Annotated in this window: 6 protein-coding genes; 4 read left to right on the top strand and 2 right to left on the bottom strand. The window is 62.4% G+C overall.

All coding sequences use genetic code 11. The features are described 5' to 3' along the window. The first annotated feature begins 6 nt into the window (after window positions 1-6). The 4 genes from ABNX08_RS09920 to ABNX08_RS09935 all read left to right on the top strand — a co-directional run bounded on the left by ABNX08_RS09920 (window position 7) and on the right by ABNX08_RS09935 (window position 11,067). The gene (locus ABNX08_RS09920) at window positions 7-8,088 is read left to right on the top strand and encodes an RHS repeat-associated core domain-containing protein (protein WP_349607257.1); all 8,082 of its coding nucleotides are present in this window, start codon (window positions 7-9) and stop codon (window positions 8,086-8,088) included. Continuing rightward, the gene (locus ABNX08_RS09925) at window positions 8,085-9,020 is read left to right on the top strand and encodes a hypothetical protein (protein WP_349607256.1); all 936 of its coding nucleotides are present in this window, start codon (window positions 8,085-8,087) and stop codon (window positions 9,018-9,020) included. The genes ABNX08_RS09920 and ABNX08_RS09925 overlap by 4 nt, the downstream gene beginning before the upstream one ends. Window positions 9,021-9,082: 62 nt before the next feature. Continuing rightward, window positions 9,083-9,898, top strand: a complete 816-nt coding sequence (locus ABNX08_RS09930) for an acyltransferase domain-containing protein (protein ID WP_349607255.1) — start codon at window positions 9,083-9,085, stop codon at window positions 9,896-9,898. Further along, window positions 9,895-11,067, top strand: a complete 1,173-nt coding sequence (locus tag ABNX08_RS09935; RefSeq protein WP_349607254.1) for a cytochrome P450 — start codon at window positions 9,895-9,897, stop codon at window positions 11,065-11,067. Before ABNX08_RS09930 ends, ABNX08_RS09935 begins: the two co-directional genes overlap by 4 nt. A gap of 27 nt (window positions 11,068-11,094) precedes the next feature. Here the strand turns inward: ABNX08_RS09935 and ABNX08_RS09940 are convergent, their stop codons facing one another. Together ABNX08_RS09940 and ABNX08_RS09945 are read right to left on the bottom strand one after the other, a co-directional pair. After that, window positions 11,095-11,871, bottom strand: a complete 777-nt coding sequence (locus tag ABNX08_RS09940) for a FecR domain-containing protein (protein WP_349607253.1) — start codon at window positions 11,869-11,871, stop codon at window positions 11,095-11,097. Continuing rightward, complete coding sequence (locus tag ABNX08_RS09945) at window positions 11,858-13,555, bottom strand: CHASE2 domain-containing protein (protein WP_349607252.1); 1,698 nt, start codon at window positions 13,553-13,555, stop codon at window positions 11,858-11,860. Before ABNX08_RS09945 ends, ABNX08_RS09940 begins: the two co-directional genes overlap by 14 nt. Window positions 13,556-13,645 lie beyond the last annotated feature (90 nt).

Raw genomic sequence — 13,645 nt, forward strand, 5'->3', positions numbered from 1 at the left:
GACGCCATGAGCATCGAAACATCAGCCAATCCCATCGGCGTCGAGGAAGAATCGACCGTCCCGGAGCTACGGACGTTCCAGACGCTCGATAGTTCGATCGGACGCATTTCCGAGAACGTCAATCTGTTTCGCGGCGACGTGACCCTTTCGCTGGCATTGCTTACGCTCGCGAATCGAGGCGGACTGGAGGTGGATGTCAGCCTGAACTACCAGAGCGACATTCTTTGGGAGGTCAGTACATGGAATCTCGAAAGTCCGACGTCCATCGTTGGCCTGGGCTGGCAGCTGCCCTACGAGATGATTCAGCTCGACATCCATAACTCGGTCTCGCCATTCGACGACGCGTACTACCTCAGCAGCACTGACGGATCGCAAAGCCAGCTCCGTCTGACGTCGCAGACGGTCGATGTGTGGACCTTCGAAGCGGAAGATTTCGACTTCTCGACCATTGTTTACTATCCGAAGAAGGAGATCTGGAAGATCACGGATGCGTCCGGCCTCACTCGCATCTATGGTGCTGACGTTTCCGCGGGCGATAGTCCGGCAGCGTTGCGCAATGCGATCAAGTGGGGCGGGGTGGACGGCAACTGGACAGACAGCAGCGTCCAGCTGGGGCAAAGCAATTTCCCGATCAGCTGGAATCTTGCCCGTGTGCGCAATCAATGGGGTGACGAGATCCAGTTCACCTACTCGCAGTTTCCCGACGATGCGATCCAGATCGGCGGCCCCGGCGGGAACTACTTCACTCGCGCCTCCTATCTGACCAGGATCACCGATCCCGCGGGACGCATCGTCACGTTCAACTACGCGGCCAAGACCTACAACGACACGATCCGCGAATACGAGGCGCCTCACGTCAGTCCCAACCCGGCGGGACCTTTCGCGTTCCAGGACCGCTATGAAACACGGTTCCTCGACAGCATCGACGTCAGCCAGAAGACCGCGGGTGTCGTGCGTGACCTGTTTGCGATTCGCCTTGCCTACCTTGTTGAGAATCTCGCCGATCCGGCGACACCGGGGGACAAGCGCTACCTGTACAAGCGGTATCTCGCTGGCATTACCACGGTGAATGCCGATGGCAAGATCCTGCCCGGTTTGCAGTTCACGTATTACGACGGCTCCCACGCGGCGGGGGACAATGCGGCGGTCCATCGTGGCGCGATCGAGAGCATCACTTTTCCAGATGGCGGCGTTGCGACCTACAAGTACACCTGGCAGCCGGTGAGCAGCACCTCGCTCGACTGCACCATGCAGAGTTCGGACCCGAACTGGATAGCGGGCGTCCCGCGCTTCTGGTTCGCGCCGGACTATCTGGTCATCACTTACTACGACGAAGTCAATTCAAACAAGCTGACCGTTGCCGTCTACGACTGGAACGGTCAGTGGCTGGTCTCCAAGCCCGTCGTCACGAATCTTCCCTACAGCCTCGACCTGGATTCGCTTCAGGTCGTTCTGCAGCAGGAGAATTTCACGGTGTCATACCGCCTGACTGGCGCCGGCACGAACGGCGTACTTCAGACCTACGCCGTACGCCGCGCCTTCGGCCAGTACGGGCGATGGGAAGCCGTGCAGTTGACGATGCCGGATCTGCTCGCGCCCGATGCGTCGTATCAGGTGGTCACCGGCAATGGATTCGTTGTCGCCGCCGCCATGGGTGTCTCGGAGCTCTATCGGTACACCTGGAATCCGCGCTCGAAGCAGTGGGTGTCCAATCCGCTATATATCTCCACGGTACTCGCCGGCGAATGGACGCTCGGCGCGGCGAACAACTTCTTCACGGTCTGCCAGTATCAGCCCGGCGCACCGCTATCGTTGTCGTTCTACTACTACGACGTGGCGACGCTCGCATGGAACGACAATCTTCCTCCGCTCGACAGTCTTCCAACCTATGTCTGGCAGAAGGACCTGCCGAAGCTCTCGTGGAGCCTTTCCGATACCTTTGCGACTGCCACGTTCATCACGAGTGCGAACTCCGTTCAGGAGACCTTCAACTACGAAGTCCGCATCTATCCGTGGGACATCCGTTTTCAGGCTTTGCCGTCACCGAATCCGATCGTCGGCACGAATATTCCAGCGAGCACGCTGGAGCCGGTTGCGGTTTCGCTGGCCGACGGCAGCATGATTGGCAATGTGGGCAATCTGCGCCGGTTTGACGGCATCAGCTGGAATTCGGGCACGCTCGGGCAATTCGGTTCTGGCACGGACGTTGCGCAGTTTGCGTTTGGGGACGATCTGGCGGTCGGCATCAGCTCGGTGCGGGGCGTAATCGGCGTTTACAACTCCTACCAGGGCACGTTCACTCAAGTCTCGGTGGCCGCGGGATCAGGCGGGCCGGCTGCGCCGACCATCAACGCACCCTATGTGACGGTGCGCAACCTGATCTATCAGCAGATGCCAACCGGCGACCTCAGGCTGCTGAATGAGCAACTGCCGCTGGATGCCGTGTCGATCTCGAATCAGGCGCCGCTGTTTCTCGCCTATGGGCGGGCCGACGGCAGTTCGTTCGTGTGGACGATGAAGAACGGCGTGCTGGCTGCGAATCCTGTACAGGTGCAAGGCAGCATCTTCCCGAGCAACGATGGGGCGGGTACGGACCTGACCGGAGCCTTTGCCTTCGCCACGTTCACCGGCGTGTCATTCAACTCGCCCAGCAGCATTACGCTGCACCGGGTGTTGTTCCAGTCGTATCGCGGGCCGATGTACAGCTTCGTGGTGTCGTCGGTCGAAATGACGGATGGCATGGGTGTCACATCGGGGTCCGTATTCGATTACAACACCCCAGGGGCAACCGGAACAGTCAGTCCCTATGGCCTGTCGACACAGTTTTCCTGCGTGAAGGCGGCGATGGGCACGACGCAGGCAGGCACCGCCCCGTTTGGCTATTCGATATACCGCTACTTCGACGGCATGAGTCCGCATCCGGATTCGGATGCCACCCTGTATTCGATGCTGAACGGCCTGCTGCGGGAAGTCGACGGCTACGACAGTCGGGGCAATCAGGTGGCGCGTACCTGCAGAAGCTGGGACGTCGTCCGGACCGCCGTCAACGCTGCGACAGGAGCGACCGTCAATCTCATCGGCGGTTACGTACGGATGCGTCAGTCGATGGAAACCATTTTCGACGTCAATCCGATGTCATTGCCGGCGCAGCCGCCGCTGGATGTACCCACGACGCTCATCTATAACGACGCAAACGGCCAGCCGCGCACGAAGCAGACCCAATACTACGACGGGACGCTGGGCCAGCTTATCCAGGTTCAGGAGAGCTACACGTTTGCCTATGAGAAGTATCCGGCGCTGGCCGCGCCGGAAGTCAATCAGATTGCACCGTCGGTCCTCAAGACCGTCACCGTCGGCAACACGGTGACGCAGATCGAAGCGACGACGTGGAGTACTGCGAATCCGGGTTCGACCTGGGCGCCCTACCGGCGGTACCGCGCATTGTCGGCCAGCGCGACCTTCACGCCGGACAACTGGAACAACACCACCGACCCCGATCCCCTCGCATGGCGCAGGATGTGGCAGATCACCGCCCGAGACAGGCGGGGAGAGATTGCAGAATACATCGCGGCAGACGGGCGCTCCAACTCGGTGATCACCGATACCTCGCAGGAGCTGGTGCTCGCGGTGGCGGGCAACGCGAGCGTCACGAAACAGCAGGTTCTCTCTCTGGGATTCGAGGTCTATGAGGACTTGACCGGGTGGACGCTGGCAGGTAGCGCATCCAATCTGCCAGGCGCGATCCAGGCCGACGATTCGTTCACAGGATCCCGCGCCCTGGTCATGGGCGGGTCGGGTGTCGCCAACTCTTCGCCGCTGGCACGGACCCTGACCGTCACGGAAGCCGTGGGCCGTCAATATGTCCTCACCTGCTGGTTCAAGACGCCAGCCGGATTTGGAGAGCTTCCGGGTGTCGCCAACTGGACCATTACCGGCACGGCAGCGGGAACCGTGACGGCAGATGTCCCCGACACGGAAGGCGCATGGCAAGCGTTCTGCGTGCTGTTCGATCTGGCGGCCAATGTTTCGCCACAGAGCATCGCGCTGACGCTGACCAATACCAAAGCGGCAGCAGTCAAAGTCGACGATCTGCGCTTCTCGCCATCCCGCGCCGGATTTACAGCGAATGTCTATAGCCCGTCGTGGCTCGTGACGACAGCGTCCATGGAGAGCTCCAGCCGGACGACCCGAACCGTGCGTGGCGACTTTGAGGAGCTGCTTGCCTATGTTGACGCCGAGGAATCGATCGGCACGATCACGGATTCCTATCTCTCGCGCAGGGGAAACCTCGGCAGGTTCTCCGCCGTGGATCCGAACGCCAGGCTGACGATTACGCCGCGTGAGTTTGCCTTCTATCAGAGCTTCAACATCGGAGATATTTTCGAAGGGGACTGGAGCAGCACCGCGCAAGCCAAATGGGCAACGGGAAGCGGGAAGCTGATCCACAGCGCCGGCGCACGCGACAGCATCTCCTATACCGGCTATCCGGAAGCGGCGGCAGGCATCAATGCCTTCGGCGCTTCGATACGGGGAACGCCGTCAGGCGCGGTGACGGCTGCCACCGGAATCGAAATCAGCGCAGGGTTCCAGATTGCGTGGAGTCCGCAAGCGGCTGCGTGGACGTTGACGGATAGCGCGTCGAACACCACGGTGACGGCGAGCGTTCGCACCTTGCTCGATGTGTCGTTTGCCACGTACGCCGCCAATCTGAACGCCAGCGTGCTGCCAACTGATTTCCCGTCGCTTTTCTCGGCTGCCGGATTGCCGCTTGCACCGCTGTCCACCGTCACGGCGGTCGCGGCCAATGCCCAATGGCGCGTCAGTGACTCCGCGAGCGCGCTGATCTATTACCTGGTGCGTTCGCCATCGGACAACACGAAGATTCAGGTCGTGGCGTTTCCGCGGCAGTGGACCGTGGTGGTGGTGGACAAGAATATTGCGTTCTTCGCCGATGGCGGTCGCGTGTTGAGTTATCGCGCCCCGACCGCGCCGGAGCGCAGCTTCACGCTGTTCGCGACAGACGCGATTGGCTTCGATAACGCGCTCTTTTTCGCGGGTCACGAGGTGCAGCTCAGCTACCTGGATGGTGATGCCCGGGTCCGGCAGGAACTGGTCGTCTCGGGCACGCAGACGGCGCCAAACCAGTGGACCGCGAAGGCCACGATCTACGATGCGCTGGGACGCGACGCCATCCATACCCAGGGCGCGACGCTGACGCCGACTGCAGCGACCTGGGGCGGCTACGAAGCGGACCTTGCCAGCTTCGACTGGCCGTCGATGAGGATCACCGGACTGGTGAAGACGGACAACCCGCAGTCCGGCGACTATCCATACTGGCGCACGCGCTACGAAGACTCTCCGCTCGGACGCAAGGCGGAACTGGGCCTGCCCGGAAATGACTATGCGATCAATCCGGGCAACGTGCCCGCGCATACGGCGCGCTTCTATTACGGGCTAAACAACGGCACGCTGGGATACGCAGCGGGAAAATACACGCACGCCACGACGGTCGACCCGAATGGCACGACAGGCGTCGAGTTGACGGACGAGCGAAAGTCGACCGTCGCGAAGGCGGTGCTGACGAATCCGGGGGCCGCCAATCCGCAGTGGAGCGCCACCAAGCAACAATTCGATGCATTCGCCAATCTCGTCACCGCCACCAGTCCGATGGGGTGGAGCGATACCTTCACCTACGACTATCTCGGCAATGCAATCACAGCCAACCGGGCCAATGAAGGCCAGACGCGGTCGATGTATGACTCGGCGGGGCGCCTGCGATTCCAGATGGATGCACGGGGAGCGGCAGCATCTTCTCCCTATATCAAGTACTGGAAATACGATGCGCTCTCGCGCGTCTTCGAGGAAGGATGCAGCATACAGACGTGGCCCGGTACGCTGCCACAGCACGTAAACGACCAGGGCTTTCCGGCGGCGACACCGTCCAACCAGTATGGGTACGACTTCGAAGTCAACGAGGGGAATTCGCCTGCGTCGATGATCGCCGCTGGCAAACTGACGCAGATCGTCAGCGCCAATGAAGTGGCCGTGCCGGGGACGACAGATCCATTCTCGGCGACGGAATGCCTCTATTACGATATCTGGGCGGAGGTCATCCAGCATTCGATTTCGTTTGCCGGCAACGCGACCCCCTACATAACGAACTACTCGTTCAATTATCAAGGCGAAGTCATCGAGATTGCGTATCCGGGTCCAACCGCGATGGCGGTGCAGTATGAGCTGGATTCGATCGGGCGTGTCGCGTCGATCGGCGTCGATGGCAACCGGTGCGTCGCGTACACCTACGACCAGAACGGAAAGGCCGCCACGGAAACGATGTTTTCTTCCGCTGGTCAGCAAGTGGGGGCAACGCGAGCGCTGGAGTATGCGCCACCGGGATGGCTGTCAGACACCGCCGGCACGGCGTTCACGGAGACAACGGTTTATGCACCGGCGAACGAGGGGGCGCCCGGATACTTCGATGGCTCGCCGACCCAGATCATCACCGCACCGCGCGGTTCCCGCGGTCAAATCACGGCCAGCTACACCTACGATCCACAGGGACGTGTTCAATCGGCGCAGTTCAATGCAGGTACGGTAAACTCCTTCAACTACGACGCGAATGGCAATATCAAGCAGGTCGGGGCGGCCACCAACTCCTATCTGAGCGCGACGAAAGACCTGGTGCAGTCGACGCAGGCGCCTGGAAGCCAGCGGACGTACCGGTACGATCCCGCCGGCGAACTGAACGCCCGCATCTCCAGCGATACCCCGGCCGTCGGTCTTGCGCTCTCGTGGGATGGCTTCCGCGGCCTCCCGCTGCAAGCGGTGGTTGGCCCGGCTGGCACGCAATCGACCGTGAATGTCCGATATGGCCATCGCGGACGCCGTGTGCTGAAGACGGTCGCAGTGAACGGGAATGCGGCGAGCACGCTCTACTACCTGCGCGGTGCAGGCGACGATGCGCTGGTCGAAGTCAGTTCGTCGGGGGCAGTGAATCAGTATGTCGTGGGACCCGCCGGGCTGGTTCACTTCCGGCAGGACGGCACGGAGTTTTTTGTATCGAGGGACCGGCTCGGCTCGGTTCGAGCGGTGCTCGATCCGTCGGCTAATCTTGTCACCGGACGCGACTACCTGCCGTATGGATTGGACAATGGCGCCGCCCTCGGCACCAATCCGGACATCCTGCGCTATCGGTATCTGGCCCGCGAACTGGAGGAGACTGGACTCTATGACTTCCGCGCCCGACTGTATGACGCGCTGCAGGCGCGGTTCATGTCGCCCGATCCGCAGCGGCAGTACCTCAGCCCCTACCTCTATGCGGGCAACAATCCCTTGCTGCTGTCGGACCCGAACGGTAGCTTCGCGTTTATACCGCTGATACTGGCTTTCCTCGCGGAGGCTGCGGAAATCATCGAGGCGATGACGGTGATCGGTGCCGGCGTCGGGCTCGTGACCGGTGTCGTGCAGGGCGCGGAAGCGATCGCGCAGAACGATCTCAGTGGCGCGGAAGCAGCGGGGGTATTCTTTGGCTCCGTGGTGCTCAGTACCATCGGTGGCGGCCTGAGCGGTGGCGCGGGGGCGGTGACGGGTGCACTGGTTGAGGGCGTCACGCTGGCCTCGGCCGCGGCGATCGCCGCGGGCGTCGTGACACAGGCCGCGCTTGCCTCCGCCCAGTCGGCCGCGCAAGCGGCACTGGTGGGTGACGATCCTGGCGACGCAGCCTGGAAAAACGCTATCGCCGGCGGAACATCGTTCCTTGCCGGCAGCCTGGTGACCGCGGGTGTCAGCACCGCGCTTGAACGAGCCGCTTTCGCGGCAACCTGGAAGGGGACCACCAAGAGCGTGATCACCGGGGCGACGTCCGGGGCGGCGGGGGGCGTGGTCGGCAGCAGCGTGACATCGGCGCTCAACGATGCGGATGCCAACGTCGCACTCTCCGACGTGTTGCAGGGCATTGCCTTTGGCGTACTGGGAGGCGTCTTTCCGGAAGTGGTCGCCTACAAGCTTGAAAAGCGGAACTTCCTTATCCAGCAACGGACACAGGCCGCACAACGGCTGGAGTCCAACATCGACCTCTACCCATTATGATCAGCGCCTGCGAGGCTGCCATCGACAGTGGCGTCGCCTTCCTGCGCGGACGGCAGCGCGAGTGGGGCGAGTTTGCCTGCCACAAGTTCACCAATGCGCAATTGCGCGGGGAGGGTCGCCTCGATTCCTCGCCGTTCGCCACGACGCTGGTGCTGCACGCGTTGAGCTTCGTCAGGCACGCCTCGATTGACGAGATGCGATCGAAGGCGATCGGCTTCCTGCTCGATGAACGGGAAGAGCCGGGCGTCTGGCGCTACTGGTCCTCCCGTAACGGCGCACCCATCGACCCCGATCTCGATGACACCTGCTGCGCTTCCTTTGCACTGAGGCAGGCGGGCGTCGACGCGCAAGGGCTGACGTCCAATGTCCGCTGCATTCTTGACAACCGCCATGGCAGCGGCCTGTTCAAGACGTGGCTGCGCAACGCCGACGCCGACAACGATGTCGACGGCGCGGTGAATGCGAATGTCCTGCTGTATCTCGGCGAACGTCAGGAGACGATGGCGGCGCGCGATATCGTCATCGAAGCCATCCTTGCGGATCGCGAAGATGAGGCATCGTGGTACTACACCAGCCCCTTGGCCCTCTACTACATGGTGTCCAGGGCATGCTTCCACGGCGTGACGGGCTTCCGCACATGCCGTGATGCGGTGATTGAAAAGACAAGGGTCTACGCGCGCGGTGCCTCCCAACAGCCGATGTCCGTAGCGCTTGCACTCTGCATCCTGGCGAACTACGGCGTGCCGGACGGGGGTATCGCGGCAGGTATCGGATTGCTCCTCCGGCAGCAAGACAAGGAGGGCGCATGGGCGAGATCGGCATTCTACAGAGGGCCTGAACCACCGGTAGCGCATTCGGTCTGGTGGGGCTCGGAAGAACTCAGCACGGCGCTGTGCGTCGAGGCGCTTGCACGCTCGGCGGTGGCACGATGACACGCACGGTGATTGCGTTCTCGGGATGCACGCCAATTCGGCGGGAGCCGATGCGATCCCTGATGCAACGCGAAGCGCGCTTCGCCGAAACGCTCGCGCGGTGCGATTCGATTCTCGTGGAAGAAGCCGGTTGGAGCATGCGGAAACTGTGGGAGCGGGATGGCGAAGTGACTGACCTGCCGAGAAATTTTCCGCTGATGGTCGCTTTCCAGATCGGCCTGTTTGAATTGCTGGTGCATCACGGTATCCGGCCCGATGCGGTGATCGGCATGAGTTGCGGCGAGGTATCCGCTGCCTATGCCACGGGCGCGATCGGACTTCGCGACGCGCTGCGAATCGCCGTGCATGGCGGGAAGTCGATGGAGCCCGTGGCCACGCAATGCCGCATGGCCCTGGTCTGGCTGCCTGCCGCAGCGTGTCGCGCAATGACGGATCGAATCAGCATCGCGGCGATCATGGCGCCGGAACTCACGGTTATCTCCGGTTTGAAAGAGGACGTGATGTCTGTCAGTCATCGATTGGCGGAAAGACGTGTACCTGTCCATCCTCTTCCCCTGCCATGGGGCGTTCACACGCCGCTGCTACCGCAGCGGCATCCGCTGTTCGAGGCATCTGTAGGGAAACTCGCCCCCGGTCCCGCACGATGCCAGGCGTTTTCGACTTCGGGGGGAGATTGGACGTCATTTGATTTCGATGCCGCACGATGGTGGCGCATGTTTCGGGCGCCGGTGCTGTTCGCACCCGGAATTCGCGCGTTCGCCGAGCGAGGAATCACGACATTCATAGAAGCGGGGCCGTCTTCGACGCTCGATTCGCTGTTGCCGCGATTGGGGGCATCGGCGGTTTCATTCACGGACGCGTTGGCGGTGGGCTCATGATGACGGCGCAATCGCTTCGCACATTGCCCGCTCCTTACCGGGAGTACGCCAGGCTGCGGCGAGAGATGCCGGTCTTCCATGATGCTGAAGCCGACGTCTGGATCGTCAGCCGGTTTGATGATGTGCGGACCGTGCTGCGGGAACATCGGCATTTCAGCTCCTGTGTTCTCGGTCAGGACAGTTTTGAGATCCGGTCGCCAGCAGACGGCTCTATCCTGCCGAATGAGGAGACGCTCCTGGCATCCGATCCCCCTCGGCATGATGCATTGCGAATGCACGTCGGACGGCTGTTTGCACCGAACCGGATTGCGGCGTGCGAGGCGGCTGCTTGTCGTGAACTGGATTGCGTTGTCGGGAAGCTTGTGCAGGGCGATCGATTCGAGATAGTGCAGGATGTCTGCAAACCGGTTGTCGCTGCCGTGATGGCCTCGGTCTTCGGCCTCGACACGCGCTGGCGTGCATGCGTCGCACAATGGCTGCAAGTCAGCGGCCAGTGCAATGCGCGTTCCCGGCCCGCATCGCTCAAGGCAAGGTTTGACGCCATGCTCGACGAGATATGGCGCGCCGCGGTGCATTGTCCCGATGCCGGCCTGGGTACTTTCATGGCGGCCTGTCACCGTGGCGAAGTCGATGCTCGGCACGTACTGGACCTGACGGTTACGCTGTTGAAAGGCGGGGCGGATACGACGACTTACCTGGTCGGAAATGTTCTGGCGCTGCTGGCGGAGCAACCCTGCCTGGTGTCCGACATACGCCGCGATGCGGCGTTGATTCCCGCGCTGATCGAGGCATCGCTGCGGCGTGATTCGCCGGTGCAGCTGACGGTCCGGGTGACGACTGCCGAGGTTGAGCTGGCCGGACACCGCATTCCCGCAAACTCGCGCGTGATGCTGTTGCTCGGTTCCGCCAATCGCGACGAGGCAGTGTTCGGAAGCGAGGACGAAATTCATCTTGACCGGAGGGCGAAGTCCCATCTCGCCTTCGGGGCGGGTCCGCATCGATGCCCGGGCGTGGCGCTGGCAAGGATGCAGGGCAGGGTGATTGTTCAGGCGCTGATGACACGGCTACCCGCTTTCAGGTTGGTGCCGGAGAATGCCCGGGAGGTTGAGCTCAGAGCCCTACGTGGCTTCGACCGCATGGACGCGGAATTCCTGGCTTTGTCGCAGTAAGCCCTTACTGCGACACAACCCCTCTCACTATCGTCCCACGGCTGCCGGCGGTCTCGTCGACGTGCCGCCGGCCGGTTCATACTGCGGCTTTCCCACAGAGCCTGAATCTGTCTGCGTTCCCGGGCCAGGCCACAAATTGATGCTGAAGCCGACCGGCGCTGGACGCGGTTTCCACAGCCGCTGCTCGGCTTCGTCGGCCCAGCGCGACAGGACACGTGCGTCCACGCGCTGCGGCGCAGGCGGAGCGCGATTTCCTGTGGCTGAAAGCGCAAGGTTCTCTGTGAGCGCAACGGGCAACCATGCTCCACTGACACCCGGTGCACAGAGCACCCGACCTTGACGAACATAGACGGTGACGGCCCCGGGTGCCGCCGTCTGATAGCCGCCAATCCGGCGCACGCCGTATTCCGTGCCCTCTACTGATGCCGACACCTCGTTGGTCACCACTTGGCCGCCACCCTCCTTGAGTATGCTCTTGATCCTGGCAAAGAGTTCGCCAACAAACAGCGTGATGGAACCCAGCTGCACTCGCGTTGCGCGATTGAGCATGACAGTGCTGCCATCGTCGTAGTCGATGACCGCCTGGCCGCCAGCCGTGTCGATGCTGTCACCAGCGTAGACCTCCATGCCTGGCGTATTGGCGATCTTCCCTTGGCCCGGGCGTTCTACGGTGACTTCCGGATCGGCATAGAGCAGTATCCCGGTCCGCGGCAGTCCCAGGGCACAACCGGCAAGCAGGCTGACGGACAGCACGGTTGTGACGATAACAACAAGCGTGTTGGGACGCTGATCAGTTCCGGTCATGAGACCACCTCCGTTCCAGTGCCGCCAACGCCCACCAGGTCGCGACGAAGGCGGCGAGGTGATACAGGCTGTCCATCAGCAAGCGGAGCTTGCCATACAGCAACACCATGATGGCCAGGTAGGCGAGGCACGCCGCGGGCAGGACAAGCCAGTCAAGCCGCCGCGATTTGCCCACGCGCCACAGGCGATATGCAATGGCAGCGACGATCATCACGACCGACAACATCCATTGCACAAGGAATCCCACAGGCGTCACGATCGCGCCGGTCATGATGGCATTCACCGCATCGGCCTGGATCTCGAAGCCATAGCGCTCGGGCCCCTCCGGATCCAGGCGTGTTTGAAGCAGATCGAGCGAGTGCTCCGCGCCGACGACAATCACCTTGCCTCGCCACGTTCCGGCCGGGATCGGGGGATTTGCGAGCAAAGCCTCTGCGCGCACTCGCCTGCGCGGATCGCGCAGGCGTTCGCGATGTGACATGGGGAAATAGAAGCGCGCCATGACGGCATCAACCGGCTCGGCAGGGCACTCCTTGTCCGGGCGGTCGGATACCTCGCGCACTGAGAAGGGGACGGCTTTCTCGGCGTCGCCCACGCTCCACTGCAGCCACCTCTCCGAGGCAGGAATAGGTTCGATGCTCACTGCGCCATGGACGGCGTACAGTGCAAACGACCCGTAAACGCGCTTTCCCACCTGCATGGCGAGTGTGCCGAGGACGACCTTGTCGAGTTTCTGCCCGATACAGGTAAGCCCGAGCGCGGCGCCGGCGTCGCCGAGTCCCGGAAGTGTGACCGGACTCCCGTCGGGGGCGAGCGCGTTGAAGCCAAACACCACCCGCGTGCCACGCTCACGCGCGGCACGCACGGCTCCGATCAGTGCGGCATCGGCAGGGCTTGCATCTTCCAACGTGATATCGAAGGCGATTGCTTTGACCTTCTGCTCCGTTGCCATGGCGATCAGGCGCGCGTACGCGGCGCGGCGTTCGGTGGCGAGGCGCCTCGTTTCGCCGGGGAGCGGCGCGATGCCAACGAGTAACAGGTCGTCCGAAAGCGCCGGCTCAAACAACACGTCGCCCACGAGCATGGTCCAGCTTGCGGTCCGCGTATCCAGGCCAAGCAGATCAAACAGGCTGACCCAGCCGAGACCGAGCACCGCCGCGCCGATTGCCACGGTCAGACCCACGCTTGCCTTGAGAAGGCGGAGCTTTTGCTTGACACGACTGAGGAAGTTGACCAGGCCGTCACCTTCCACCGCAACGGCAATTGCGGCAATGTCCCGATCGCGGGTGTCGCGCATCAGCGGCATCGTCTGCAAACGCGCGAACTGCGTGAGGTCGGCGGGCAATTCGCTGGCCGGGGGGAGTTGCACCCCGTCGATCAGGATGGGGATGACGCGCTTGTTCTGGCGGAGCGCCTCGGTCACTTCCCACCGGACGAAGTCGCTATTGGCATTCTCCGCCCGCTGCCTGAGTATGGTGAGCCATGCAGGGCCGACAACGGCCAGCACCACATCGTATTCCCTGAGTCTCTCCGACAGGATCCTCTGCCAGTCGGCGCCTGCGGGTATGTCCTGGACGTCGAGGAACACACGGTCCCGAGGAAACAAGTCAGCGAGGCGAATGCGCAGGAGCTCGCTCGTTGCGGAGCTATCCTCGCGCCGGTAGCTGATGAAAATATCAGGCATGGGGCGCGAGCCGGCTCACGCCGCAGCCCTTCGGCAGAGAGAGTGACGGCGTCACCCCCAGGAGCGCTGCGACGCCGTTCGTCCAGGACC

The organism is Cupriavidus sp. DF5525 (assembly GCF_040149425.2).
Classification (GTDB): Bacteria; Pseudomonadota; Gammaproteobacteria; order Burkholderiales; family Burkholderiaceae; genus Cupriavidus; species Cupriavidus pickettii_A.